26 protein-coding genes are annotated in these 26,730 nt (G+C 55.8%); 20 read left to right on the top strand and 6 right to left on the bottom strand.

Translation table 11 applies throughout. The annotated features are described in order from the left end of the window. Positions 1 to 71: 71 nt before the first annotated feature. Positions 72 to 2,762 (bottom strand): preprotein translocase subunit SecA, encoded by a 2,691-nt coding sequence (secA, locus tag BM352_RS03250; RefSeq protein ID WP_090212456.1) that lies wholly within the window; start codon positions 2,760 to 2,762, stop codon positions 72 to 74. 180 nt (positions 2,763 to 2,942) lie between these two features. Between secA and BM352_RS03245 the strand changes: the two genes are divergently transcribed. The 4 genes from BM352_RS03245 to BM352_RS18900 all read left to right on the top strand — a co-directional run bounded on the left by BM352_RS03245 (position 2,943) and on the right by BM352_RS18900 (position 5,666). Continuing rightward, complete coding sequence (locus tag BM352_RS03245; RefSeq protein WP_090212453.1) at positions 2,943 to 3,785, top strand: peptidylprolyl isomerase; 843 nt, start codon at positions 2,943 to 2,945, stop codon at positions 3,783 to 3,785. A 20-nt stretch (positions 3,786 to 3,805) separates the two neighbouring features. Further along, positions 3,806 to 5,041 carry a bifunctional glutamate N-acetyltransferase/amino-acid acetyltransferase ArgJ gene (gene argJ, locus BM352_RS03240; RefSeq protein WP_090212450.1) on the top strand — a complete coding sequence of 412 codons (1,236 nt, stop codon included), beginning with the start codon at positions 3,806 to 3,808 and terminating at the stop codon, positions 5,039 to 5,041. Further along, on the top strand, positions 5,038 to 5,436 hold the full coding sequence (mutT, locus tag BM352_RS03235; RefSeq protein ID WP_090212447.1) for an 8-oxo-dGTP diphosphatase MutT: 399 nt from the start codon (positions 5,038 to 5,040) through the stop codon (positions 5,434 to 5,436). Before argJ ends, mutT begins: the two co-directional genes overlap by 4 nt. A 92-nt stretch (positions 5,437 to 5,528) precedes the next feature. Continuing rightward, entirely contained in the window at positions 5,529 to 5,666 is a 138-nt protein-coding gene (locus tag BM352_RS18900; protein WP_090212444.1) for a hypothetical protein, read from the top strand. On the opposite strand, the gene hemH is transcribed toward BM352_RS18900, so the two are convergent. Beyond that, positions 5,663 to 6,706: a ferrochelatase gene (gene hemH, locus BM352_RS03225; RefSeq protein WP_090212442.1), complete on the bottom strand. Its 1,044-nt coding sequence runs from the start codon at positions 6,704 to 6,706 to the stop codon at positions 5,663 to 5,665. The two genes, BM352_RS18900 and hemH, sit on opposite strands and share 4 nt — an antisense overlap. A gap of 2 nt (positions 6,707 to 6,708) precedes the next feature. Continuing rightward, positions 6,709 to 7,566 (bottom strand): methyltransferase domain-containing protein, encoded by an 858-nt coding sequence (locus BM352_RS03220; RefSeq protein WP_090212440.1) that lies wholly within the window; start codon positions 7,564 to 7,566, stop codon positions 6,709 to 6,711. 44 nt (positions 7,567 to 7,610) lie between these two features. On the opposite strand from BM352_RS03220, the gene BM352_RS03215 reads away from it, so the two are divergent. The 4 genes from BM352_RS03215 to BM352_RS03200 are packed head-to-tail and all read left to right on the top strand — an operon-like array spanning position 7,611 to position 9,889. Next, positions 7,611 to 8,330: a ComF family protein gene (locus BM352_RS03215; RefSeq protein WP_090212438.1), complete on the top strand. Its 720-nt coding sequence runs from the start codon at positions 7,611 to 7,613 to the stop codon at positions 8,328 to 8,330. 37 nt (positions 8,331 to 8,367) lie between these two features. Continuing rightward, a complete protein-coding gene (grxC, locus tag BM352_RS03210; RefSeq protein WP_090212435.1) occupies positions 8,368 to 8,622 on the top strand; it encodes a glutaredoxin 3 in 255 nt (84 codons plus the stop codon). Beyond that, a complete protein-coding gene (locus BM352_RS03205; protein ID WP_090212433.1) occupies positions 8,619 to 9,446 on the top strand; it encodes a carbon-nitrogen hydrolase family protein in 828 nt (275 codons plus the stop codon). The genes grxC and BM352_RS03205 overlap by 4 nt, the downstream gene beginning before the upstream one ends. A 2-nt stretch (positions 9,447 to 9,448) precedes the next feature. Beyond that, positions 9,449 to 9,889: a MarR family winged helix-turn-helix transcriptional regulator gene (locus BM352_RS03200; protein ID WP_090212430.1), complete on the top strand. Its 441-nt coding sequence runs from the start codon at positions 9,449 to 9,451 to the stop codon at positions 9,887 to 9,889. On the opposite strand, the gene ubiG is transcribed toward BM352_RS03200, so the two are convergent. Beyond that, positions 9,886 to 10,626, bottom strand: coding sequence for a bifunctional 2-polyprenyl-6-hydroxyphenol methylase/3-demethylubiquinol 3-O-methyltransferase UbiG (gene ubiG / locus BM352_RS03195; protein WP_090212428.1), 741 nt, complete (start codon positions 10,624 to 10,626; stop codon positions 9,886 to 9,888). The genes BM352_RS03200 and ubiG overlap by 4 nt on opposite strands. A gap of 71 nt (positions 10,627 to 10,697) precedes the next feature. On the opposite strand from ubiG, the gene pip reads away from it, so the two are divergent. From pip to BM352_RS03170, 5 genes are all read left to right on the top strand, one after another. Beyond that, complete coding sequence (gene pip, locus BM352_RS03190; RefSeq protein ID WP_090212424.1) at positions 10,698 to 11,666, top strand: prolyl aminopeptidase; 969 nt, start codon at positions 10,698 to 10,700, stop codon at positions 11,664 to 11,666. A 122-nt stretch (positions 11,667 to 11,788) separates the two neighbouring features. Continuing rightward, positions 11,789 to 12,787, top strand: a complete 999-nt coding sequence (locus tag BM352_RS03185) for an ABC transporter permease (protein ID WP_090212423.1) — start codon at positions 11,789 to 11,791, stop codon at positions 12,785 to 12,787. Continuing rightward, positions 12,784 to 13,983: an ABC transporter permease gene (locus BM352_RS03180; protein WP_090212422.1), complete on the top strand. Its 1,200-nt coding sequence runs from the start codon at positions 12,784 to 12,786 to the stop codon at positions 13,981 to 13,983. The genes BM352_RS03185 and BM352_RS03180 overlap by 4 nt, the downstream gene beginning before the upstream one ends. Beyond that, positions 13,980 to 15,626 carry an ABC transporter ATP-binding protein gene (locus BM352_RS03175; protein ID WP_090212421.1) on the top strand — a complete coding sequence of 549 codons (1,647 nt, stop codon included), beginning with the start codon at positions 13,980 to 13,982 and terminating at the stop codon, positions 15,624 to 15,626. The genes BM352_RS03180 and BM352_RS03175 overlap by 4 nt, the downstream gene beginning before the upstream one ends. A 73-nt stretch (positions 15,627 to 15,699) precedes the next feature. Beyond that, a complete protein-coding gene (locus BM352_RS03170; protein ID WP_090212418.1) occupies positions 15,700 to 17,244 on the top strand; it encodes an ABC transporter substrate-binding protein in 1,545 nt (514 codons plus the stop codon). Positions 17,245 to 17,303: 59 nt separating this feature from the next. Here BM352_RS03170 and BM352_RS18895 read toward each other — a convergent pair whose 3' ends face one another. Next, positions 17,304 to 17,444: a hypothetical protein gene (locus tag BM352_RS18895; RefSeq protein WP_175500610.1), complete on the bottom strand. Its 141-nt coding sequence runs from the start codon at positions 17,442 to 17,444 to the stop codon at positions 17,304 to 17,306. A 224-nt stretch (positions 17,445 to 17,668) separates the two neighbouring features. On the opposite strand from BM352_RS18895, the gene rimP reads away from it, so the two are divergent. From rimP to BM352_RS03140, 6 genes are all read left to right on the top strand, one after another. After that, positions 17,669 to 18,244, top strand: a complete 576-nt coding sequence (rimP, locus tag BM352_RS03165) for a ribosome maturation factor RimP (RefSeq protein WP_090212415.1) — start codon at positions 17,669 to 17,671, stop codon at positions 18,242 to 18,244. After that, entirely contained in the window at positions 18,244 to 19,866 is a 1,623-nt protein-coding gene (nusA, locus tag BM352_RS03160) for a transcription termination factor NusA (protein WP_090212412.1), read from the top strand. The genes rimP and nusA overlap by 1 nt, the downstream gene beginning before the upstream one ends. A gap of 23 nt (positions 19,867 to 19,889) precedes the next feature. Next, positions 19,890 to 20,525, top strand: a complete 636-nt coding sequence (locus BM352_RS03155) for an RNA-binding protein (protein ID WP_090212409.1) — start codon at positions 19,890 to 19,892, stop codon at positions 20,523 to 20,525. Further along, on the top strand, positions 20,522 to 23,020 hold the full coding sequence (gene infB / locus BM352_RS03150; protein ID WP_090212405.1) for a translation initiation factor IF-2: 2,499 nt from the start codon (positions 20,522 to 20,524) through the stop codon (positions 23,018 to 23,020). The genes BM352_RS03155 and infB overlap by 4 nt, the downstream gene beginning before the upstream one ends. 125 nt (positions 23,021 to 23,145) lie before the next feature. Continuing rightward, positions 23,146 to 23,703 carry an ATP-dependent protease subunit HslV gene (gene hslV, locus BM352_RS03145; protein WP_090212402.1) on the top strand — a complete coding sequence of 186 codons (558 nt, stop codon included), beginning with the start codon at positions 23,146 to 23,148 and terminating at the stop codon, positions 23,701 to 23,703. Continuing rightward, positions 23,696 to 24,781, top strand: a complete 1,086-nt coding sequence (locus tag BM352_RS03140) for a hypothetical protein (protein WP_090212400.1) — start codon at positions 23,696 to 23,698, stop codon at positions 24,779 to 24,781. Before hslV ends, BM352_RS03140 begins: the two co-directional genes overlap by 8 nt. Here the strand turns inward: BM352_RS03140 and BM352_RS03135 are convergent, their stop codons facing one another. After that, on the bottom strand, positions 24,782 to 25,165 hold the full coding sequence (locus tag BM352_RS03135) for a DM13 domain-containing protein (protein WP_090212398.1): 384 nt from the start codon (positions 25,163 to 25,165) through the stop codon (positions 24,782 to 24,784). It abuts the gene before it with no gap. A 168-nt stretch (positions 25,166 to 25,333) separates the two neighbouring features. Between BM352_RS03135 and hslU the strand changes: the two genes are divergently transcribed. Beyond that, positions 25,334 to 26,653 carry an ATP-dependent protease ATPase subunit HslU gene (gene hslU / locus BM352_RS03130; RefSeq protein WP_090212396.1) on the top strand — a complete coding sequence of 440 codons (1,320 nt, stop codon included), beginning with the start codon at positions 25,334 to 25,336 and terminating at the stop codon, positions 26,651 to 26,653. Positions 26,654 to 26,730 lie beyond the last annotated feature (77 nt).

The raw sequence follows: 26,730 nt of genomic DNA, 5'->3' as shown, positions 1-26,730 counted from the left end.
GAGTATTCTCGTTGCAATAGAGCTTTAGCTTAGCAGGAAAACGGCTTCGGCGAAACCGTCGGGTTTTGCCCCTAGCCGATTTCACCGTGGCAGTGTTTGAATTTCTTCCCAGATCCGCATGGGCAAGGCGCATTGCGCCCCGGATTGCCCCATGTCCCTTGGTCATTCTCGTCAAATCCCGGAGCAGCGACACCATCATGCTCCGCCTCTAGCTCTGCCACAGGTTTCCCACCGTTCTGTTGCGCAAGGAACTGCTGAAGCAGTTGCTGCTGCTCTTCCTCTGACAACGGGCGTACCTTCGACAGCTTTTCGGTGACATCAGCACGCAGGCTATCCAGCATGCCTTCAAACAACTGGAAGCTTTCGGTTTTGTATTCGTTCAACGGATCGCGTTGTGCATAGCCACGGAATCCAACGACAGAGCGTAGATGCTCCAACTTGAGCAGGTGATCACGCCATTTACCGTCAATGGTTTGCAATAGAAGCTGCTTTTCAATGTTGCGCATCTGGTCCGGGCCGAAATCGACAGCCTTCTTGGCCATGAATTCGTCGGACGCGTCATAGAGGCGCTCACGAATGTCGCCGTCGTCGACGCCTTCTTCTTCGGCCCATGCGATGACCGGAACATCAATCCCAAGAGTTTCCATCACTGCGACGTAAAGGCCCTTGGTGTCCCATTGGTCAGCATAGGACTTGGCGGGGATGAACTGATCCACCAAATCGTCGATGACCTGATGGCGCATGTCTTGCGCGATTTCGCCCACTTCCTTTGCTTCCATGATTTCCATGCGTTGACCGAAGATGGCCTTCCGCTGGTCATTCATCACGTCGTCAAATTTCAGCAGCTGCTTGCGGATATCGAAGTTGCGGCCCTCGACTTTTGCTTGGGCTTTCTCAAGCGACTTGTTAACCCATGGGTGGGCAATCGCCTCGCCGTCTTTCATTCCAAGTGTCGACAGCATTTTGTCCAGACGCTCGGACCCGAAAATACGCATCAAGTCGTCTTCGAGCGACAAGAAAAAGCTGGATCGACCCGGGTCACCCTGACGACCAGACCGGCCACGCAACTGATTGTCGATGCGGCGGCTTTCGTGACGCTCTGTAGCCAGAACATACAAGCCGCCTGCGGCTTTCACTTCGTCTTCAGCCTTGGATTGTTCGGTCTCGATGCGGGCGCGGATCGCTTCTGGATCGCCGTCTGGGTCAGCCTCAAGCGCTGCCATGATCTTCATCTCGACGTTGCCGCCAAGCTTAATATCTGTCCCGCGACCGGCCATATTTGTTGCGATGGTCACCGCACCCAAGGTGCCAGCATTGCCGACGATCTCAGCTTCCTTTTCGTGCTGACGCGCGTTCAGTACATTATGAGGCACACCTGCCTTCTCAAGAAGCTGGGACAGAAACTCTGACTTTTCGATCGAAGTCGTGCCGACCAAAACGGGCTGCCCAGTGGCGTGCGCTTTCTTGATTTCCTCGACGATCGCTTCGTACTTTTCGTTCGCGGTACGGTAGATCGCGTCGTGTTCGTCAATTCGTGCAATAGGCTTGTTGGTCGGCATTTCCACGACGCCAAGCCCGTAGATTTCGGCAAACTCTTCTGCTTCTGTGGCCGCAGTGCCGGTCATGCCAGCCAGCTTCCCATAAAGCCGGAAATAGTTTTGGAACGTCACTGACGCCAGCGTAATGTTTTCCGGCTGGATCGCGCAGCCTTCCTTAGCCTCGATGGCTTGGTGCAAGCCACCAGACAGACGACGGCCTGACATCATCCGGCCTGTGAATTCATCAACAAGGACAACCTCGTTGTTGCGCACCATGTAGTCCTTGTCTTTATGGAAGGCCTTGTGCGCCTTCAGCGCTTCGGTCACGTGGTGAACCAAAGTGGTGCTTTCGGGGTCGTAAAGAGACTGCTCCTCCGGCAGTAACTCCATCTCGCGCAAACGCGTCTCGATGAAGTCGTTCCCTTCGTCAGAGATTGAGACCGCGCGGGTCTTCTCGTCCAGCTTGTAATGCTCTTCGGTAAGCTCTGGGATCAGCTTGTCGATCGTCAGATATAAGTCCGAACGGTCGTCAGATGGGCCAGAAATAATAAGCGGCGTACGTGCCTCGTCGATCAGGATCGAGTCGACCTCATCGACGATCGCGAAGTTATGCCCGCGCTGGGACATCTCCGACAGGTTGGACCGCATGTTGTCGCGCAAGTAGTCGAAGCCCAACTCGTTGTTGGTCGCATAGGTCACGTCAGCGGCGTAGGCAGCTTTCTTTTCTTCATCAGGCTGCTGCGGATAAACCACCCCAGTGGTCAGACCCAAAGCGGCGTAAACCTTGCCCATCCATTCCGCGTCACGTTTGGCGAGGTAGTCGTTGACCGTGACGATATGCACGCCCTTGCCAGAAAGCGCGTTCAGGTAAGCAGGGAAGGTTGCGACAAGGGTTTTACCCTCACCGGTCTTCATTTCTGCAATGTTTCCCTGATGCAAGAAAATGCCGCCCATGATCTGCGTATCAAAGGCGCGCAAGCCCAAGGCACGACGCGCCGCTTCGCGCACATTGGCAAAAGCCTCTGGCAGGAGATCATCCAGCTTTTCACCGGATTGGGCTCGCATGGACAATTGCTCGGTGCGTTGTTTGATTTCGTCGTCGCTCAGCGCCTCGAATTCGGGCTCCAGCGCATTGACCTTGGCGACCAGAGGCCGGACAGCCTTTACTTTGCGGTCGTTCGGCGTTCCGAACACCTTTTTCGTAATGGTACCCAAACCCAGCATATTTCCGCGCCTTTTTTGATGGCTGACAAATTCGTGTGTAGGTTCACCTTGCCCCTAAGGCCGCCGCACCATATCTCGACGGCTAAGACAAGACGCGCCTCAAACCTCTTGGCGATGTAAGGGCCGTGTCTGATAGTGTCAACGCCGCGCCCCCCAGCGGCCCCTGAGGAGACAGGTATTATGGGCAAATTTTCAACACTTCTTCGTGCAACAGGGCTCGCCGTAACGGTCGCAATGCCAGCAGCTGCGCAAGATGCATCGACCGTCATGGCCACCGTGAATGGTACGGACATCACCTTGGGCCACATGATTGCGCTGCAAGAGCGCCTTCCAGAGCAATACAAGCAACTCGAAGACGCCGTTCTTTTTGAAGGAATTCTGGAACAGCTGATCCAGCAGACCGCGCTAAGCCAAGAGATGGAGAAGGACCTCTCCAAAACGGTAGAGCTCAGCAAAGAGAACGAAATCCGCGCATTTCTTGCGGGTGAGCTTCTGGCAAAAATCGGCACCGCCGACTTGGATGAAGCCAAAATCGACGCCCTTTACAAAGAGCGTTACACACAAGGCGAGCCAGAAATGGAATTCAACGCCTCACACATTCTGGTAGAAACGGAAGATGAGGCCAAAGAGCTGATCACGCTTCTGGCCGATGGAGCGGATTTTGCTGATTTGGCGAAAGAAAAATCTACGGGTCCAAGTGGCCCCAGCGGCGGGTCTTTGGGGTGGTTCGGCAAAGGCGCCATGGTCCCTGCCTTCGAGACCGCCGTGATCGGCCTTGAGGATGGCGCTGTGTCAGAGCCTGTTCAAACTCAATTTGGTTGGCATGTGGTCAAGCGCAACGAAAGCCGTGTGAAGGAAGCGCCCGCGTTGGACACCGTGCGCGATGAGCTGGAACGTGAGCTTCGCGCCCAGAAGATCGACGAAGAAATCAACCGCCTGACCGAGACCGCAACTGTCGAGCGCGAAGAGGTTGAAGTTGATCCGTCGGCCATCCGCGATGTAAGCCTGTTGTCGAAGCAATAGACGCATAAGGGTCTACCCAAATGGCCAAAATCACCAAAGTCTCCCCCCTTGCCCCCAAGGGGGGGTTCCCCGCTCTGCCCCAGATTGACGGCGTGCGATTTTCGACAATCGCGGCTGGCGTTAGATATGCGGGTCGAACAGACGTTATGCTGGCCGAAATCGATGCAGGGAGCGCAGTAGCGGGCGCATTTACCCGATCTTCTACGCGATCGGCGCCCGTTCTAGACTGCCAAGCAAAGCTTGGGCGCGTTGAAGATGATGCGAAGGGGTTCGCGTTTGTCGTGAACTCGGGCAACTCTAACGCCTTTACGGGGCGCGTCGGTGTCGAAGCGGTTGAAGCGATTACCAGCGCCGCCGCCAATACTCTGAACCTGCCTGTCTCGCATATCTATACGTGTTCCACAGGCGTGATTGGTGAGCCTCTTCCGCATGGTAAAATCACCGACGCGCTGAGTGAATTGTCACAGGGCCTAGCGCCCGATCGCATCGAAGACGCGGCGCGCGCCATCATGACGACTGACACATTCCCGAAAGGATCGTGCGCAACCTGTGAGATCGGCGGCATTGAAGTCACTGTAGCTGGTATCGCCAAAGGGTCGGGTATGATTGCGCCGGATATGGCGACGATGCTGGTTTATATCTTCACTGATGCCAAGATTAGCCAAGCCGGTCTTCAAGCGATGGTGTCAAAACAGAACGAAGCCACTTTTAACTCGATAACCGTTGATAGCGACACCTCTACATCCGACAGCCTGCTTGTCGCAGCAACAGGGGCGTCTGGCGTCGATGTTGAGGACAATGAAACCTTCGAGCGGACGCTTGGTGTCGTAATGAAAGACCTCGCGCATCAAGTGGTGCGTGACGGAGAAGGGGCGACGAAATTCGTCGAAATCCGCGTCGAAGGTGCGGTTGATGCTGGCGACGCGCGAAAAGTTGCCATGTCTATCGCTAACTCACCCTTGGTTAAGACCGCGATTGCTGGGGAAGATCCGAACTGGGGTCGGGTTGTGATGGCTGTCGGAAAGTCGGGCGCACATGCCGATCGGGACCGTCTTTCCATCTGGTTCGGGAACGTTCTGGTTGCAGAGAATGGCTGGGTGTCCCCTTCATACGTAGAAGCTGACGCCGCTGCTCATATGAAAGGCGATGATCTTCTGATCCGCGTTGATCTGGGCGTCGGAAGCGCGGAAAGCACGGTTTGGACCTGCGATCTGACCCATGGATATATCGACATCAACGCGGATTACCGGTCTTGAAGACAGTTCTGGTTTCAGCTGTCGCGCTGATCGACGCCGACGGCCGCGTTCTGCTGGCCCAGCGCCCTGAGGGCAAGTCTATGGCCGGCCTTTGGGAATTTCCCGGAGGCAAAGTAGAAGCTGGCGAAACTCCTGAAGTTGCTTTGGTCCGCGAACTGCAAGAGGAGCTGGGCATCAATACTTGGCAAAGCTGCCTCGCGCCGTTGACCTTTGCTAGCCATAGCTACGATGATTTCCATCTGCTGATGCCGTTATTTGCCTGCCGGAAGTGGGAAGGAATTCCCACCCCGCGAGAAGGCCAAACGCTCGAATGGGCGCGGCCAAACGCCTTGAAAAACTACCCTATGCCGCCTGCGGACGTCCCCTTGATCCCAATTTTGCGCGACTGGCTATAGACTTGAGTCTAACTTCGCGCTGGCGTCAAAAAATGGTGGAATAAGAAGAAAACCTAGCTAGACTCGCGTTAATAACTTTGGGGGAAGTTAAGATGCTACGGACAGTGATGATAGGCAGTTGCGTATCCATTCAGGGGATCTTCGTTCAGGCACTGGAAAACGGATTGATCCGCATCAAAGTGGACGACCGTGAGTTTGACGGCCGCCCGGTGCAAGCGCGGGTGAACTAGACCCAACCCTTCAAATTTTCTTCTATGATCTGGGTGAGCGCTGCAATGTGCGCGGGCTCGTCGTTGAGACATGGAATGTAGGTGAATTGCTCGCCGCCTGCCTCTTCGAAGCTTTCTTTGATCTCTTCGTTGATCTCTTCAAGCGTTTCGATGCAATCAGCTGAGAATGCCGGGGCGATTACCGCGATCTTCGTCTTACCAGCTTCGGCCAGTCTGGCCACCTCTTCGACAGTGTAAGGCTTGAGCCATTCCTCGCGGCCGAAGACCGATTGGAATGTGGTTGTGATGTCCGTATCAGCCCATCCCAGACGCTCTTTCAAGAGGCGCGTCGTTTTCTGGCATTGGCAATGGTAGGGATCGCCCTCCATGAGATAGCGGATGGGCATGCCGTGGTAAGAACACACCAGAATGTCAGGCCGTTCGATCCCTTCGTAAGCACGCTCCACCGATTTGGCGAGCGCGTCGATATAGGCTTCGTTCTCAAAATAGGCTGGGACCGTTCGCGCGGAGGGCTGCCACTTTTCTTCCATCAACGTGCGAAAGAACTCGTCGTTTGCCGTCGCTGAAGTTGCTCCCGCATAATGCGGGTAAAGCGGGAAGAACACGATCTTGTCACAGCCTTTGGCGATCAACTCTTTGACCTTGGACTTGGTCGACGGGTTGCCGTAGCGCATACAGAAATCGACCTCGACATCATCGCCGTATTTCCCCTGCATCACCTGTTTGATAGCGGCCGTCTGGTCTTTGGTGATCGTCAACAGTGGGCTTTCGCCTTTGTCATGGTTCCAGATGCTTTTATACGCCTCGCCCGACGCGAAGGGGCGCCGCGTCAGGATGATAAGCTGCAATAGCGGCTGCCACTTCCATGATGCGATATCGACAACGCGCTTGTCGGACAGGAATTCGTTCAGGTAGCGACGCATCGGCCAGTAAGTGTAGTCATCCGGCGTTCCGAGATTGGCGACGAGGACGCCAATTTTGCCAAATTTGACCTTCGGGTGGTCTGCGCCAGCATGTGGCAAAGGTGTCGGGTTCATCATGTTCATCTCTTTTTGTCCTCGTGCCCTTTAACGGGTTTTGCGTCTGGCCCCAACTCGGTCGTATTCAAGAAATCCGCTAGGCGTATGGAGGCCGATCCTGGCTGCAAAGGTTTTTGCTGCGTCTCAGAAGGGGCCCAACCTGTCAGGAAGATCATTTCGAACGTGGCCGGAATCCGATTTTCGTCGATGGCGTAATGGTCAGAGTAGATACGCGCCATTCGCGTGAACAGATCACGCCGCGGTGCGGATTTTTGCCGATCCATCAGAGCATTGCCCTCACCCATTGCACGCAGATCTTGCATCAGCGCCATCGGAGAGCCGTAGCTAACAGACCGTTTGGAGCTATCCGCCACAGGCAAAGCAAGACCCGCGCGCTGTATGAGCCCACCCAAATCCCGAATTTCACCCATCGGCGCCACCCGTGGAGCAAGCCCGCCGCTTAGTGCGACCTCTGCCTCAGAAAGCGCGGCGCGAAGCTCAAACAGTGTCTGTCCGCCAAGAAACACCGCTATGAACAATCCATCAGATTTCAGCGCGCGGCGGCACTGAACCATCTGTCCGACGGGGTCATTCGCCCAGTGCAGGCACATCGCGTGAATGACAAGATCATGCGCGTCAGGTTCCAAGGCCAAAGTATCTTCATCAGATACAATCAGCGCTTCTGGAATGATCTTCGCCCAGAATTCAGGGTGGCCTGTGACTATCGCTGGCGACTTAAACGTTCTGTTAACGTCAATCAGCCTTTCCTGAATTTCATACGCCGCCTCGTCATGCAGAAACTCGACAGGGCCTTGGAGTGCCGCCCGTGCACGCTGGCGCACCAAGGCGTCACGATCTGTCAGAGGACGGGGTTGGGACACGAAAAAACTCCTACGGCTCAGAGGCCGCTACTTAGAGGAACGGCATGAAATTGCAATCCGCGCTCAAGTTAATCTACCCCTCACAATGCCTCACCTGCGGCGCAGCGGTAGAGGACGATCTGTCGCTTTGCGGTGAATGTTGGCGCGAAACGCACTTTATACATGGTCTGACCTGCCGAAGTTGCGGTGTTCCCCTTCCCGGTTCCGACCGCGGGGAGGATGTTCAATGCGATGACTGCCTGTCCATCGCGCGGCCATGGGACCACGGAGCCGCTGCGATGATGTATCGAGGCAAAGGTCGCGACATTGTTTTGCGCTTGAAGCACGGGGATCGAACGGATCTTGCTCGCCCTGCGGCGCATTGGATGGCGCGCGTCGCGCCGCCTGTTACACAAGATACCGTGGTCGTCCCTGTGCCGCTGCACTGGCTTCGTCAACTTAAGCGCCGATACAACCAATCCGCCCTGATCGCAAAAGTTTTGGCTCAAACGTTGAGCCTGACCTACTTACCAGACGCTCTTTATCGACCTCGCATGACAGAAATACTTGACGGAAAATCACGAGACAATCGCTATTCAACACTGGATGGCGCAATCTTGCCGCACCCCAAAAGAGGCGGCGCATTAAAGGGTCGCCCAGTGTTATTGATTGACGATGTCATGACATCCGGCGCGACTTTGGCCGCCTGCACAGAGGCTTGCATGCAAGCGGGCGCTAGAAAAGTGGATGTGCTTGTCCTAGCGCGCGTGGCCAAAGATGACTAGATAATGCACCAACACAGCATGACTAAGGACCTGCCCAATGGCGCAAATCGAAATCTATACCACTTCTTTGTGTGGCTTCTGCCACGCGGCCAAGCGCCTGTTGACCCAGAAGGGCGCATCCTTCGACGAAACAGATGTCGGCAGAAACCCCGATAAGAAGGGCGAAATGATCCAGCGCGCCAACGGCGGAAGGACGGTACCGCAGATTTTCATCGATGGGCAGCACATCGGCGGGTGTGACGACTTGTTCGCTTTGGAACGCGCCGGAAAGCTTGATGGGTTACTCGTGTGAGGATTGGATTGCTCCAGCTTAACGTTACCGACGATCCCGCTGCGAACCTGCCTGTCACACTCGCTTTGCTGGAAGACGCGGTTGCTGATGGGGCCGAATTTGTCTTGACGCCAGAAGTGACGAATTGCGTTTCGACCAGCCGTAACCATCAAATGCAGGTTCTGTGCCATCAGGACGACGACCCAACACTTGCCGCGCTTCGCGACGCGGCGAAACGTCATGGCATCTGGCTGCTTATCGGATCGCTGGGGTTGAAAACCGATGATCCCGATGGTCGGTTCGCCAACAGGTGCTTTTTGATCAATCCTGAGGGCGGGATCGAAGCTTGGTATGACAAGATCCACATGTTCGACGTGCAGATTTCTGAAAGCGAGAGCTATCAGGAGAGCAAAGGCTACCGTCCCGGAAGCCGCGCTGTCTTGGCAGATGCTGGGTTTGCCAAGATTGGCCTGACGATCTGTTACGATATGCGGTTTCCCGCGCTCTATCGCGACTTGGCTCAGGCCGGCGCGCGGATGATCACGGTCCCCGCAGCATTTTCCCCCATAACGGGTGCAGCGCATTGGGAAAGCCTGCTTCGTGCGCGCGCTATCGAAACGGGTTGTTTCATCATTGCGCCAGCCCAAACGGGTAAGCATCAGGCAACAGAGGGAAAATCGCGCTCAACGCATGGGCATTCCATTGTCATCAGCCCGTGGGGCGAGGTAATTCTGGACGCAGGGGTCGATCCGGGTATGGTCTGCCTTGAAATCGATCTGGACGACGTGTCGCGGGCGCGACAGCGTGTCCCTTCCTTAATGCATGACCGCCCGTATAAGTTTTAACTATGGTTGACATCCAAGATCCAATTGCCGCGTCCTTGTTCAGCGAACTGTTCATGGTGGATCAGCTTGCGCGCGGCAAACTTGGCAAAGCCCTTCCAAAGGGGATGGAGCTGTCGCACTTCACCATGCTTAATCATCTCTATCAGCAAACTGAACCGCGCACACCCGCCCAGCTTGCAAAGAGCTTTGCCTTAACACGCGGCGCGCTGACAAACACATTGTCAAAACTGGAATGGGCCGGACATATTCACGTCTCCCCGGACTGGGACGATGCCCGCCGTAAGCAGGTCGTCATCAGCCCTGCCGGTCGCCGCGCCCGCAACACTGCGCTCGAGAGTATTACTCCGATGGTTATGGAGCTTATTGAGCGCGTTGGCTCAGACCGCATCCGCGACGCACTTCCGGTGTTACGAGATTTGCGCCGCAGCTTGCTGGAAGACTAAACTGTCTTGATGCTCGAGGTGACGTAGTTCACCGACAAATCCCGATCGGACAACGACCAGCTCCAAGTAATCGGATTGAATACGAAACCCTTGCGATCAACAGGCGAAAGGCCAGCTTTCGCGATTAGATCGAACAACTCATCAGGCGTGATGAATTTGTTCCACTCGTGCGTCCCCTTGGGCAGCCAACGCATGATGTGTTCCGCCCCGACAATGGCCATCATGAAACTTTTGGGATTTCGGTTGATTGTTGAACATAACATCAATCCGCCCGGTTTCAGCAGGGTTTGACACGCTGTCAGATATGCCAAGGGGTCGGCCACATGCTCGACGACCTCCATGTTCAACACCACATCAAACTGCTCGCCTGCATCTGCCATCGCTTCTGCGGTCGTGTGGCGATAGTCAATCTCCAGACCCGACTGAACGGCGTGTATCTGAGCCACAGGAATATTCCCTGCTGCAGCATCCGCACCTACGACGTCCGCCCCAAGCCGCGCCATAGGTTCAGCCAGAAGCCCCCCACCGCAGCCGATGTCAAGAATGCGAAGTCCTTTGAAGGGCGCGGCGGCGTCCAAATCGCGGTCAAATTCAGCTGCAATCTGACTGGTGATGTAATCCAAACGGCATGGGTTGAGCATATGAAGCGGCTTGAATTTGCCGTTCAGGTCCCACCATTCGGCGGCCATAGCTTCAAATTTTGCGATTTCGGAGGGGTCGACGGTGGAGGTATTCATGTGCAGACTCATCTATGACTTGGTCATTTTCGGGCATGGCGCCCAGCGCTTAGCAGACTATATAGGGCGGTATGGACAGATCGTCAGGACAAAACCGCGCGGTGGCGCATCTCTATCCACCGATTGACCCCTTCGATCAGCGGATGCTGGACGTGGGCGACGGTCATCGAATTTATGTCGAGCAATGCGGCAACCCCGACGGAGTTCCTGTCGTTGTTTTACACGGCGGCCCAGGCGGTGGATGCTCGCCAGCAATGCGTCGCTACTTTGACCCGTCCGTCTATAGAATTGTTTTGTTTGACCAACGCGGCTGTGGACGATCGCGCCCGCACGCCAGCGTAGAGAACAACACGACATGGCACCTGATCCGCGACATCGAGCTGATACGCGAACGGTTCGGCATCGAGAAATGGGTTGTCTTCGGGGGCAGCTGGGGGGCTACGCTTTCGCTGCTATATGCCCAAAGTCATCCCGACCGCGCCGCACATCTGATCCTCAGAGGTGTCTTCTTGATGACGCAGGCGGAATTGGACTGGTTCTATGGCGGCGGAGCTGGGCAGTTCTTTCCGGAGCAGTGGTCGAAATTCGCGGATCTTATCCCGACGGACGAACAATCAGATATGATCGGTGCCTACCGGCGCCGCCTGTTCTCTGGCGATGCCGCATTGGAAACGCGTTACGCGCGTGCTTGGGCGGGTTGGGAAAACGCTCTGGCAGCTTTGACGGTGACACATTCCGTTGGCGATGCTCCTGCTGAATACGCACGTGCATTCGCGCGTCTCGAAAACCACTACTTCATCAACAAGGGCTTTCTAGAAGAAGACGGTCAGATTCTGTCGAACCGGAGTGCGATCGAGCACATCCCAGCGACAATCGTGCAGGGGCGCTATGATATGATTTGCCCCCCGATATCGGCGTATCGCCTCGCTGAAGGATGGGCCAATGCCGATTTGCGGATGATCAAAGCGTCCGGCCACGCACTGTCAGAGCCCGCCATCACTGCCGAGCTTGTGCGAATTACGGACAACTTGCGCCCATAGAGCTCGAAATTGAGACTCTGAGGGAGATAGGCGACTGCTATTTTGCTTCTAAGGGTTTACACAAATTGCAAACCGACTACGCTTGCACCCTACTGGGGACATTTTGGGATGCATAAAAGCCTGTGGCTGGACTAACAAGAATCATCCTTCAAAGGTTGCTGCTAGGACTCGTAACTCTTTTCGCGGTTTCAGTAATTATTTTCGTGGCGGTGAACGCACTTCCTGGGGACTTCGCTCAGTCCATTCTGGGTCAAGGCGCGACGCCAGAGGCGGTCGCAGCCATCCGCGAACAGCTTGGTCTGAATGAAAGCCCGATCGCCCGCTACTTCAGCTGGCTGTTTGGTGCGCTTCAAGGTGACCTTGGTGTTCCAATGTCCCAAGCACTGTTTCAATCCTTTGCGGGATCAAGCACCGGCGGCGACGTGATCACCGTCGTGGACCAGATTATACCGCGCCTCAAGAACACGCTGTTCTTGGCAAGTGTCAGCGCCGCCATTTCTGTTCCACTCGCGGTCACGCTTGGAATCCTGACCGCGCTTTTTCGCAACTCGGCCTTTGACAAAGCAATGAACGTCTCAACGCTTTCGGCCATTTCCAGCCCTGAGTTCTTCCTCGCTTACATCCTGATCTTGTTTCTGGCGGTTCTCAATCCGGTCTTCCCATCGCTGTCGAACATTTATGTCGGAATGGAGTTTAGCGACCGGTTGAACAAAACAATGCTGCCCGCACTGACCCTCACCTTGGCGGTAACAGCCCAGATGATGCGCATGACGCGGGCCGCGATCATCAATCTTCTGGCCTCCCCCTATATCGAGATGGCGCGCTTGAAGGGATTGAGCCCGATGCGGGTGATCGTGACCCACGCGCTCCCGAACGCGCTGGCGCCAATCATCACAGTCGTTGCCTTGAACCTTGCCTATCTGGTTACGGGCGTTGTGGTGGTGGAGGTTGTTTTCGTCTACCCCGGCATCGGGCAGCTTTTTGTAGATAGCGTCAAAATTCGCGACATCCCCGTTGTGCAAGCCTGCTGCCTGATCTTTGCAGCGGTCTACATCCTGCTCAACCTGACGGCGGACGTCTTGTCGATCATCTCAAATCCGCGCCTGAGGCACCCAAAATGAACGCAGTTATTTGGATGGTCATCGGGCTGTTGGCAATTCTCGCGATTGCGTGGGCGTTCCGTCTGGTTGCGCAGAAAGCGACGGGCAACCAGCCGTTCTTCCGCGACATGCCCCTGAGCGTGGCATTCGGGTATGTTTTTGCCGCAGCCGCGCTTATGCTTTCTATCTGGTACTACTTCCAACCAAAGACGGTCGACAGCGTCCCACAAGCCGGCGTGATCTTCTTCCGTTGGGCGGTTCAGGGATTGCTTGGGTTCGCCGCCGCGTCATGGGTGTTCAGAACCGTTTTTCGCAATGTTGGAACGGAAGGCAGTAAGAAGCTGTTTCGGTCCATGCCGCTCACCGCAGCCTTCGGAATCATGATCATCATCGCTTATGCGATCGTATCTATTTTTGCCGGTTTCATAGCGCCTCATGGGCAAGAAGAAATCCTAGCTGGTGCCAACATCATTGCAGGTGGCGACCCGGCGCTTGGGGGCAATCCCGACTACCCTCTTGGCACTGATCAAATCGGTCGCGACATTCTGAGCCGCTTGATCTATGGCGCGCAAAATACCGTTGGTATTGCCTTCATCACAACCTGCCTCGCGTTTCTATTGGGTGGGACGCTTGGATTCCTTGCCGCAGTGCTTGGCGGCTGGCTGGATCAGCTTCTGTCACGTATGGTAGATGCCTTGATGGCCATCCCGGCGCTGATCTTTTCACTGCTACTTATGACTATCGCCACAGCTTGGGCCGGAAGCGAAGCGTGGTTGGTCACGATCTACATGATTTTCATCATTGCCGTGATCGATAGCACCCGTGTTTTCCGCCTGTCTCGCGCCGTTGGTCAAAGTATCGTCGTCATGGATTATATCGAGGCCGCAAAGCTGCGCGGGGAAGGCCTTGGCTACCTGATCTTCAAGGAAATCCTCCCAAACGCGTTGGCCCCATTGCTTGCGGAATTCGGGCTGCGCTTTTGCTTTGTGTTCCTGACAATCGCGTCATTGAGCTTCTTGGGTGTCGGCATTCAACCCCCCAAAGCTGATTGGGGCACTATGGTGCGTGACCTGTCGCAGTTCATCAACTTTGCGTCTTTCGCGCCGAACGTGGCGATCACCCCGCTCCTTGCCGCTGGCGCAATTGCCCTGCTGACCGTTGCCGTGAACTTCGTGGTCGACTGGATGCTTCACAAATCATCGGGGCTGAAAGAATGAGCGACGTGCTGCTGAAAATTCGCGACCTGAGGATCGAAGGCCGGTCCGACGAAACCTGGAACCCGATTATCAACGGCGTCAGTCTCGATCTGAAAAAGGGTGAAGTCCTTGGCATGATCGGAGAGTCTGGCGCCGGCAAATCCACAGTTGGCTTGGCAGCGATGGGCTATACCCGTGACGGGGTTCGGATTAGCGGCGGAACGATTGAATTTGACGGTGTCGATCTTGTTAACGCGTCGGCCGCAGTCAAACGTGAGCTACTGGGGAAACGCATTGCCTATGTCGCGCAGTCCGCCGCGGCGAGCTTCAATCCTGCCCACAAACTAATCGATCAGCACACTGAAGGGCCCGTGCAGCACGGCGTATCCAGCCGCAAAGATAGCGAAGCTGACGGAATAGAGCTTTACCGCCGCCTAAGACTGCCAAATCCGGATGAAATCGGATTCCGCTACCCGCATCAGGTCTCTGGTGGACAGCTTCAACGCGCGATGACTGCCATGGCGATGGCGTGCCGCCCGGATCTGATCATCTTTGATGAACCGACAACTGCCTTGGACGTTACGACCCAGATCGAAGTCCTTGCATCGATCCGTGACATTGTTGAGCAGTTCGACACGGCAGCCATATATATCACCCATGATTTGGCCGTCGTCGCGCAGATGGCAGACAAGATCAAAGTGCTTTTGAAAGGCGACGAGGTCGAAGAGGCAGACACGCGCACGATGCTATCTGCTCCTCAAGAGGAATACACGAAGTCGCTGTGGGCGGTGCGCAGCTTTGAGCGGCCCGCGAAACCCGCGATCAACATCAACGCGACGCCTGTTGTAAGTATCCGGAACGTGACCGCAGCCTATGGCACTGTGGATGTATTGCACGACGTCAGTTTTGACATTCACGCTGGCCGCACTGTGGCGGTCGTCGGCGAATCCGGCTCCGGCAAATCAACTGCGGCGCGCTGCATCACCGGACTTCTGCCCCCGCGCATTGGGCATATTGAATTCGACGGCGAGCAGCTTCCGCTAAGTTACAAACAACGCAACAAGGACCAGCTGCGACAGGCGCAGATGATCTACCAGATGGCCGACACAGCGCTGAACCCGCGCAAGACCATCGGTGAAACTATCGGTCGACCCGTTGAGTTCTATATGGGCCTGAAAGGCCGCGAGAAACGTAAAAGGGTCGACGAGCTTCTGGCAGAGATCGAACTGGAGCCGTCCGAGTATTTCCACCGTTTACCGTCAGAGCTGTCCGGCGGTCAAAAGCAGCGCATCGGGATTGCCCGCGCGTTGGCCGCAGAGCCAAAGTTCATCATTTGCGACGAGGTTACCTCGGCGCTTGACCAGTTGGTCGCTGAAGGAATCCTGCGCCTATTGGCCAAATTGCAGGACGAATTGGGACTGAGCTATATGTTCATCACTCACGATCTGGCCACTGTGCGATCTATCGCGGATGAGGTGGTGGTGATGAAAGATGGCGAAGTGGTTGAACAGGGCCCTAAGAAGGAAATGTTCAAACCACCGCACCACCCCTATACAGACTTGTTGCTCAGCTCTGTCCCCGAAATGGATCCGGACTGGCTGACTAATCTTCTGCAGGAACGCGGAGTTGATAACATCGGCGACGCTGCTGTTGATAAGATGTAATGCGAATCGCCCTTAAACGGGCCGATAAAAATGCGGGCAAACCGCTATTAACTAAACCAACTGGGAGACACTCATGTCACAAATTTCAAGACGCAGCCTACTTAAGACGGGCGTTGCTGCCGGCGTTCTGTCCGCCACTGGCTTGCCGCTTCGCGCGCAAGCCAAGAAAGGCGGCCGCCTTCGCTTGGGTATCGCTGGCGCGAACACTTCAGATAGCTGGGACGGTCGGACCCACTCTGACAGCTACATGATCATGTGCGCACACGGTGCCGTGTTCGACTGCCTGACCGAAGTCGGCGCAGATGGCCAACTGAAAGGCGAACTTGCCGAAAGCTGGGACGCTTCGCCAGACGCCAAAGTCTGGACCTTCAAGCTTCGCCAAGGCGTCACCTTCCACAACGGCAAATCCTTCGGCGCCGATGACGTCATCGCATCGCTGGAAATGCACACTGCCGAAGGCGCAAAATCTGCCGCGAAACCAATCGTGTCGGCGATCACCGAGATGAAGAAGGTCAACGATCATGAGGTGCAGCTGACCTTGGCCGCAGGCAACGCCGACTTCCCGTTCCTGCTGTCTGACTATCACATCCTTATGTTCCCAGCAGGGCAGATCGATGAAGCCATTGCCAAAGGGATTGGCACCGGTCTGTATCAGGTTGAATCTTTTGACCCGGGCGTACGTTTCGTCGGCAAGCGCTTTGCCAACCACTACAAAGGCGATTCCGCAGGGCATTTCGACGAAGTTGAGGTTATCGCGATCAACGATTCATCCGCGCGGATGAACGCCCTGATGACTGGTCAGGTCGATGCAGTGAACCGTGTGGACGTGAAAACCGAAGCGCTGCTCAAAGCCAACCCCATGGTGACCATCATGGAGGTGACAGGGAACCAGCACTACACATTCCCAATGCTGACTGGCACTGCGCCTTTCAGCGATTTGAATGTGCGCAAGGCTCTTAAGCATGGCATTAACCGCGAAGAGCTTGTCGACAAGATCCTGCAGGGTCACGGCAAAGTCGCTAACGACCACCCAATCGGTCCGGCAAACCAGTACTACGCCGCTGATCTGGAGCAGAATTCTTACGACCCAGACAAGTCCAAATTCTACCTAAAAGAGGCGGGTATGGACAGCTTGAGCGTCGATCTGTCAGCCGCAAATGCTGCGTTCTCCGGCGCGGTCGATGCTGCTCAGCTGTATCAAGCTTCGGCCAAAGCCGGTGGTATCAATATCAATGTTGTTCAGGAACCAGATGATGGTTACTGGTCCAACGTGTGGCTGAAAAAACCTTGGTGCGCATGTTACTGGTCCGGTCGCGTGACCGAAGACTGGATGTTCTCGACCGCCTACGAATCCGGCGTTCCTTGGAATGACACCAGTTGGGAAAACGCGCGCTTCCAAGAACTGCTGCTTTCCGCCCGCGCCGAACTCGACAGCGCAAAACGCAAAGAACAATATACCGAGATGCAGATGCTGATGTCCAAAGAGGGCGGCACGGTCATTCCGATGTATGCGAACTATGTCGATGCGCATTCGACCAAACTGGCGAACTCTGGCACCACGGGTAACGTGTTCCAGATGGACAGCTCCCGCTTCATGGAGCGTTGGTGGTTCGCGTAAGCGATCCTACCTAAAATTAGAAAAACGCCCCGTCCACTCGGCGGGGCGTTTTTTATTGGTTAGGCTGTTGCCGCAGCGGCTGCACGTTCAGCATCCCGCTTTTTCCATGTGCGGTTCATCACTACATACATGATTGCGACGCCGCACAAGAATGCGCCGCCACCGACAGAGATCATCAGACCAAAGCTGCTAGAGTCCATTTTCGTTTCCTTCCAAATTGACTGTAGGAATGGTTAATTTCAGAATAGGGCAGATTTTGGACGGGTTTGCGGCCCTTGCCGGAAGGATTTCAAACAGAACTTGCAGACTCACCTACCTTCCCCTATATCCCCCTCAACAGCGGCGCGCTGGTCTCCACCCCCAGCGCTCCACCGGGAAACATCGACGGGCCGCGCGCCCGTTTTTTTGTGCCTCTAAGGATGACATGTCTGATCTGATCGCCAAAGCCGCCATTGACCGCCGTCTGGCCGAGATTGCCCAACCCGTCATTGAGGGTCTGGGCTACGAACTCGTGCGGATGCGCCTTCTGACCGGCAAAACCGACATCGTCCAAGTGATGGCCGAAAAGCCTGAAGGCGGTATTGAAGTTGATGACTGCGCGAAAATTTCTACTGCCTTGTCTGCGATATTCGATGTCGAAGACCCGATTTCCGGCGAATACACCCTTGAGGTGTCCAGCCCGGGAATCGACCGCCCTTTAACGCGTCTTAAAGATTTTGACATGTGGGAAGGGTATGAGGCGAAAATCGAGACGGAAGAACTCATCGACGGACGCCGCCGCTTCAAAGGGCAATTGGCCGGCACCGAAGGCGACGAGGTTCTGATCACGATCGAAGAAGGCACGATCGGCCTGAAATTCGACTGGCTGACAGATGCCAAGCTCGTGCTGACCGATGAGCTGATCCGAGACGTTCTAAAGAACCGCAAAGATGCGGGCGAAATTGACGAAACCCAATTCGACGAAGTGCAACAAATCGTCGATGGTGAAGGAGACGACTAATGGCAATTACTTCAGCCAACCAACTTGAGCTTCTGCAAACCGCAGAGGCCGTTGCCCGCGAGAAGATGATCGACCCGGAACTGGTTGTCGAAGCGATGGAAGAATCCCTCGCCCGTGCAGCCAAGTCGCGCTACGGTGCCGAGCTGGATATCCGCGTCTCTATCGACCGCAAGACCGGCAAAGCGACCTTTACCCGCGTGCGCACGGTTGTCGCTGACGACGAGATCGAAAACGACCGCGCCGAGCTGAACGTCGAAGACGCCAAAGATTATCTCGACGATCCAAAAATCGGCGACACTATCGTTGACGAAGTTCCTCCGGTTGAGATGGGCCGCATCGCCGCGCAATCCGCCAAGCAAGTTATCTTGCAGAAGGTGCGCGAAGCCGAGCGTGACCGTCAGTACGAAGAATTCAAAGACAAGGCCGGCACAATCATCAACGGTCAGGTCAAACGCGAAGAGTACGGCAACGTCATCGTCGATATCGGTCGTGGCGAAGCCATCTTGCGCCGCAACGAGAAAATCGGCCGCGAAAGCTATCGCCCGAACGATCGCATCCGCGTCTACATCAAAGACGTGCGCCGCGAAGTGCGTGGTCCGCAGATTTTCCTGTCGCGCACAGATCCTCAGTTCATGGCCGAGCTGTTCAAGATGGAAGTTCCAGAAATCTATGATGGCATCATCGAGATCAAAGCCGTTGCCCGTGATCCAGGCTCGCGCGCCAAGATTGCAGTCATCTCGCATGACAGTTCCATCGATCCTGTTGGTGCCTGCGTTGGTATGCGTGGCTCCCGTGTTCAGGCTGTTGTGAACGAACTTCAGGGCGAGAAGATCGACATCATCCCTTGGAACGAAGATCAGCCGACCTTCTTGGTGAACGCGCTTCAGCCTGCTGAAGTCACCAAGGTGGTTCTGGACGAAGAAGCCGAACGTATTGAAGTTGTCGTTCCGGAAGAGCAGCTATCCTTGGCAATTGGCCGTCGTGGTCAAAACGTGCGTCTTGCGTCGCAACTCACCGGCCTCGACATCGACATCATGACCGAGGAAGAAGAATCCGCGCGGCGTCAGGCAGAATTCGAAGTGCGCACCAAGCTGTTCATGGAAACGCTGGACCTCGACGAATTCTTTGCTCAACTGCTGGTATCCGAAGGCTTCACCTCACTTGAAGAAGTGGCCTATGTCGAAGTGGATGAACTGCTGGTCATCGACGGCGTTGACGGTGACACGGCTTCCGAGCTTCAAGCTCGTGCCCGCGACTATCTGGAAGCCCAAGCCAAGAAGGCATTGGAAACCGCCCGTGAGTTGGGTGCGCAGGACAGCCTTATTGAATTTGAAGGTCTGACACCCCAGATGGTGGAAGCACTGGCGAAGGATGATGTGAAGACTTTGGAAGACTTCGCAACCTGCGCTGACTGGGAGCTGGCCGGTGGCTGGACGACCGTCAACGGTGAACGCTCCAAAGACGACGGAGTTCTGGAACCTTTCGACGTGTCGCTTGAAGAAGCTCAGGCAATGGTCATGACGGCCCGTATCCAACTTGGTTGGGTCGATCCTGCTGATTTGGCATCGGATGAAACCGAAGCCGAAGACGGTGATGAAGAAACCGCGGAGGCTGAGGCCTGATTTCAGGCCTCAGGGATCCCGGCATGAGCCGCGGCGGTCAAGAAAAAGAGCAAAACGGCCCGGAGCGACGTTGTATCGCTACGGGAGAGTTGCGCGATCCTGCGCTGATGATCCGTTTTGTGGTCGGACCGGAAGGTCAGGCTGTTCCGGACGTTCGCAACAAATTGCCGGGTCGCGGCATTTGGGTGAGCGCCGACAAAGATGCCTTGGAAAAGGCAATCAAGACGAAGGCGTTCTCACGTTCCGCCAAGGAACAGGTCAGCGTTCCGGAGGGTCTGTTTGAGCAGACTGACAAATTGCTGGCCCGCAGACTGGTTGATCTCATTTCGCTCGCGCGTAAGGCGGGGCAGGCGGTCACTGGCTACGAGAAAGTAAAGAGCTTGCTGGAGAACGAGCGTGCGACGCTTTTGGTTCAGGCAAGTGACGGGTCGGAACGGGGCAAATCGAAGCTCCACTCGCCGCCCGGAAAAGACGTATTTATTGGCTGTTTGACCTCTCAGGAATTGGGTTTGGCATTCGGTCGGGAAAGTGTGATACATGGCGCCTTAACGGCAGGTGGACTCAGCAGACAGATCAAAGCTGAGGGCATCAGGCTGAAAGGTGTCCGCGGACATAGCGGCGGAAAAAAATCCCGCCCGAAAGGAAAAGACGACGCATGAGCGATAGTGACGGTAAAAAACCCCTTGGCCTTAAAGGCGCACGTCCCGGCAATGTGAAGCAGAGCTTCAGCCACGGGCGCACCAAGAACGTGGTGGTGGAAACCAAGCGCAAACGCGTAGTGGTGCCTAAACCCGGTGGCGCAAAGCCTTCCATTACAGGATCGCCCTCTGTTGGTGACCCTTCCAAACGTCCTGCCGGTATCTCCGATGCAGAGATGGAGCGCCGCATGAAGGCGCTTCAGGCTGCCAAAGAGCAAGAAGCAGCCGATACTGAGCGCCGCGCGCAGGAAGAAGAAGAGCGTGCAAAAGACCGCGAACGCCGTCGCGCCGAGGCTGAAGCCAAAGAGCGTGAAGAAAAAGAGCGTGAAGACGCGCTGAAGGCCAAAGCCGAAGAAGATGAACGCAAGCTGCGTGAAGCCGAAGAAGCTAAAACCCGCGCCGCTGCTCCTGCTGCAGCACCCGAGGCCGCTGCTCCTGGCGAGCCAGCCGTGTCGCCTTCCGGCCCTCGCGGTGGCGGCAAAGCCGCTCCGACACCTGTGCGCCGCGACCGTGATGATCGCGACAACAAAGGTGGCAAAGCACGCGTCGACGATGGTCGCCGTTCCGGCAAGCTAACGCTGAATCAAGCCCTGCGTGGCGGTGAAGGCGGGCGTCAGAAATCCATGGCCGCCATGAAGCGTAAGCAAGAACGGGCGCGCCAGAAAGCTATGGGCGGCTCGGTCGAACGCGAAAAGGTTGTCCGTGATGTTCAGCTTCCAGAGGCGATTGTAGTCTCGGAACTTGCGAACCGCATGGCAGAACGTGTTTCGGACGTTGTGAAAGCCCTGATGAACAACGGCATCATGGCCACGCAGACGCAGTCCATCGACGCTGATACCGCAGAACTGATCATTGAAGAGTTCGGTCATAACGTTGTGCGCGTCTCTGACTCGGATGTTGAGGACGTCATCGCCCAGATCGAAGACGACAGCAAAGATCTGAAGCCTCGTGCTCCTGTCATCACCATCATGGGCCACGTTGACCACGGCAAAACCTCGCTGCTTGACGCGATCCGCAACGCCCGCGTCACCGCTGGCGAAGCTGGCGGCATCACGCAGCACATCGGTGCTTACCAAGTCGACCAAGACGGCACGAAGCTTACGTTCCTTGATACACCGGGTCACGCGGCGTTTACGTCAATGCGTGCCCGTGGTGCTCAGGTAACGGACATTGTTGTGCTGGTTGTCGCTGCTGATGACGCGGTCATGCCGCAAACCATCGAAGCGATCCACCACGCGAAAGCGGCTAGCGTTCCGATGATCGTAGCGATCAACAAAGTCGACAAGCACGACGCCAACCCTGACAAAGTTCGCACCGACCTGCTTCAGCACGAAGTGATCGTTGAGAAAATGTCCGGCGACGTTCAAGACGTCGAGGTCTCTGCAACCACCGGCCAAGGCCTTGATACCCTGCTTGAAGCCATCGCGCTTCAGTCAGAGATTCTGGAACTGAAAGCCAACCCAGATCGCGCCGCTTCTGGCGCTGTGATCGAGGCGCAGCTTGACGTGGGTCGCGGTCCGGTAGCAACCGTTCTGGTTCAGAACGGTACTCTGCGCCAAGGCGACATCTTCGTTGTGGGTGAGCAATACGGTAAGGTCCGTGCGCTGATCAACGACCAGGGCGACCGCATCAAAGAAGCTGGCCCGTCGGTGCCTGTAGAGGTTCTTGGCCTCAATGGTACTCCTGAAGCTGGTGACGTGTTGAACGTTGTCGATACAGAAGCGCAAGCTCGTGAGATCGCTGAGTATCGCGAAAAAGCCGCCAAGGACAAACGCGCCGCCGCTGGTGCCGCAACCACCCTTGAGCAGTTGATGGCGAAAGCTAAGGACGACGAGAACCTGACCGAGATGCCAATCTTGGTGAAGGCCGACGTGCAAGGCTCCGCCGAAGCGATCGTTCAGGCGATGGAGAAGATCGGCAACGACGAAGTGCGCGTTCGCGTTCTGCACTCCGGTGTTGGTGCGATCACGGAAAGCGATATCGGTCTGGCTGAAGCCTCGGGCGCACCTGTGTTTGGCTTCAACGTTCGCGCAAACGCTTCCGCACGGAACACCGCCAACCAGAAGGGCGTGGAAATCCGCTACTACTCGGTCATCTACGACCTTGTGGATGACGTGAAACAAGCTGCATCTGGTCTGCTGTCCGCAGAGATCAAAGAGAACTTCATCGGTTACGCCGAAATCAAGGAAGTCTTCAAAGTCACCGGCGTTGGCAAGGTTGCTGGGTGTATTGTCACCGAAGGTGTGGCCCGCCGCTCCGCTGGTGTGCGCCTGCTTCGTGACAACGTCGTGATCCACGAAGGTACGCTGAAAACGCTCAAGCGCTTCAAAGACGAAGTGCCAGAGGTTCAATCCGGCCAAGAGTGCGGCATGGCGTTTGAAGCCTATGACGACATCCGCCCACAGGATGTTATCGAGATCTTCACCCGCGAAGAAGTCGAGCGTTCGCTGGACTAGTTCGACACCGGATCGATTCGAAGAAGGCCCTGCGCAGAAATGTTCGGGGCCTTTTTCATGTCTTGGCCTCTTTGCGCCTCTCGCCTTCCATGACTATATGTCCTCAAGGTTAAAAGGAGAGCAGCATGTCCGACGACAAATTCCCCGGCTGGCACGGCACCACCATCATCGGCGTTCGCAAGGGCGGCAAGGTTGTCATCGCGGGCGACGGACAAGTCTCGGTCGGTCAAACCGTGATGAAAGGTACTGCACGCAAGGTGCGTCGCCTCTCACCCGGAGGGATGGATGTTGTTGCTGGCTTCGCAGGCTCTACCGCCGATGCGTTCACGTTATTGGAACGGTTGGAGACCAAACTTGAAGCCGTTCCGGGTCAGTTGGCCCGCGCAGCAGTAGAGCTGGCGAAGGACTGGCGCACTGACAAATATCTGAAAAATCTGGAGGCCATGCTGATCGTGACCGACGGCAAGGACCTGTTTGTTATCACAGGAGCGGGCGACGTGCTGGAGCCTGAACATGACGTGACCGCGATTGGCTCGGGTGGAAATTTCGCGCTGGCGGCTGGCCGCGCCATGATGGACACCGAGAAAGACGCCGAGACGATTGCGCGGGACGCGATGAAGATCGCGGCTGATATCTGCGTCTACACCAATGGCAACCTGACTGTTGAGACGATCGATGCCTGAGGGCATTTCCCGCGATGACCTTCGCGCAGCGGTCGCCTCTGGCGTTCTGGACGAGGCGCAAGCCAGCAAACTGATGATCCTGTCCGATCAGCGGCAGGGGTATCGCGCCAACATGATCGGCGACGACGAGCCGTTCGAGTTATTCAAAGGCTTCGCAGAGATTTTTGTGACTGTTGGTTTGGGCTTGCTGATGTCAGGCCTTGTAGGGCTGTCCGCCATCTTTGGCGAAATTGCTCTGATACCGGCCTTTGCAATGGCGGTGTCTGTAGTGCTTGCGCTGTATTTCACCAAGAAACGGCGCATGTCCTTACCGTCAATCGCGCTATGCATCGCCTTTGCCATCACCCTTGCCGTCACAGTAATTGCTTTGATCATAGGGCCTTATGGCGATTTGACGCCTCTCAAGACGGTCGCTGTTGGCCTTATCGGGATGACTGGGATGATCGCGTATTTCCGCGTTTTCCGCCTGCCGTTTGCGATGTTTGCTCTTGGCGGCTTTGGCATTGTCGTTGTGGTCGGTTTGATTGATCTACTGTTCCCAGGAAATGCGCCCAGCAATGCGAACTTTACCGACTATTTCGATCTCCGCCGTCAGCCTTATTTGGCACTGGGAACGCTTGTGTTCGGGGTTTGCGCGTTCCTTGGTGCGCTTTGGTTTGACCTGCAGGATCCGCATCGTGTCAGCCGGAAATCTGCGTCGGCGTTTTGGCTCCACATCCTTGCAGCCCCCGCACTGGTGAACACGTTGGTTATGTCCAACTACCAGATGGGTGGGCCGGTCGGCACCGGACTTGCAATCATTGTTTTGGTGCTTTTCACACTTCTGGCGATCATCATTGATCGGCGCAGTTTCCTGACCGCAGGTCTCGTTTACATGGGCCTGCTTTTGGCTGCTGCGATCAACGAGACCGGCACCCAATGGGCGCCAGTCCTGACAACGCTGGTGTTGGGTGTTTTCGTCACATCGCTCGGCGCGTTCTGGACGCAGACCCGCGCAGGGCTGCTTGGTATGTTGCCGAACTTCCCGGGGAAACACCTCCTACCCCCTTACGAGGACGGGTTGGCGGTGTCCGAGTGATCAGAGCTTTGCGACGCCAAGCGGCACGTTGAACTTCTCGCACCAGATCCAGACCTCGTTGTAGTCGTCAGGATTGACGCCTTTCGGTAGTTTATAAGTCGAGGCGCCTGCGTTCGACTTCAGCGGGCCCATGAGTGTTTTTGGGTCATAGCCATTGTTGCCCAGCGCCACTTTAGGATCAGGCGCGCCATCAAATTTGAAATCACCAAGGAGCTCGACCGAGCCGCCCTGACCTGATTTCACAAGCTCGGCGCGGCCCGAGGTCTTGTGGTTGCTGGCGCCTTTGAATTTACCGATGCGGCCATGCCCACCGGCAAAGGCAGGTAGGGCGGCGACTGTGGACACGGTAACCGCGCCACGAAGGATTGCACGACGAGAAATCATGGGAAGCTCCTGAGTTGAAATCTTTCAAATCTTGCACTGAGTATTCGCCGTTTCTTGAAAATCCGAAACCCTCTGCACGGAATTGTCAGCTTCCGTTACTTCTGCCCTTCAAGTTGCGGGTGCGCACCCATAGGTCTAGAACATCTGTAAACCGAGAAGGATGCCAACGTGACTGACCTGACTCCCCGCGAGATCGTTTCCGAGCTGGATCGCTTTATCATTGGTCAAAAAGACGCCAAGCGGGCCGTTGCAGTCGCCTTACGCAACCGTTGGCGGCGCAAGCAACTTGCCGATGATCTGCGTGACGAGGTTTATCCGAAGAACATCCTCATGATCGGGCCAACGGGCGTTGGCAAAACCGAAATTTCCCGACGATTGGCGAAGCTCGCACGGGCGCCATTTCTTAAGGTCGAGGCGACCAAGTTTACAGAAGTCGGATATGTCGGACGTGACGTTGAGCAAATCATTCGCGACCTTGTAGACGCCGCCATTTTGATGACCCGCGAGCAAATGCGCGAAGACGTGAAAGCCGCTGCACACGAGGCTGCGGAAGAACGCGTGATTGACGCTCTTGCTGGCACTGACGCCCGCGAGGGCACCCGTGAAATGTTCCGCAAGAAGCTACGCGACGGTATTTTGGACGACAAAGAGATCGAACTTGATGTCGCCGATACTGGCGGCAGCAACCCGTTTCAGATGTTTGAAGTCCCCGGCCAACCTGGCATGGGTGGTGGACCCGGTATGATGAACCTTGGCGATCTTTTCGGCAAAGCCATGGGAGGACGGACGACAAAGAGGAAAATGAAAGTCGCTGACTCATACGAGGTGTTGGTCGCAGATGAAGCCGACAAACTGTTGGATCAGGAGGCCGTCACGCAAAATGCCATTGAAGCGGTGGAGCAGAACGGGATCGTCTTTCTTGACGAGATCGACAAGGTTTGCGCCCGCGCCGATGCACGTGGCGCCGATGTAAGCCGCGAGGGCGTGCAACGTGACCTTCTCCCGCTCATTGAGGGGACAACTGTTTCCACAAAGCATGGCCCGGTAAAAACTGACCATGTGCTGTTCATCGCATCTGGCGCTTTTCACATTGCCAAGCCATCTGACCTGTTGCCTGAATTGCAAGGTCGCCTTCCTATTCGGGTAGAGCTTCGCGCGCTGACCGAGGAAGATTTCGTGCGCATTCTCACAGAAACAGACAACGCGCTAACGCGTCAGTATACTGCCTTGATGGGCACAGAAGAGGTGACTGTATCTTTTACAGATAACGGGATCGCAGCGCTGGCGCGGATCGCCGCCGAAGTGAACCAATCTGTCGAGAACATCGGCGCGCGCCGGCTTTATACTGTTATGGAGCGCGTTTTCGAAGAGTTGAGCTTCACAGCCCCTGATCGGGCTGGCGACGAAGTCATTGTCGATGCCGAATTCGTTGAAAAGCACTTGGGAGAGCTGAGCAGATCAGCCGACCTGAGTAGATACGTGCTGTAGTTTGAAAGTTCGGGTCCTCCTTGTTTTCGCTGCAATTTTTCTGACAGCGTGCACTCATAAGGGTGGGCTGGCCCGTA

The organism is Litoreibacter janthinus, from assembly GCF_900111945.1.
Taxonomy (GTDB): domain Bacteria; phylum Pseudomonadota; class Alphaproteobacteria; order Rhodobacterales; family Rhodobacteraceae; genus Litoreibacter; species Litoreibacter janthinus.
Note: the sequence above shows the minus strand (reverse complement) of the source record. Positions and strands in the feature narration are given on the sequence as shown.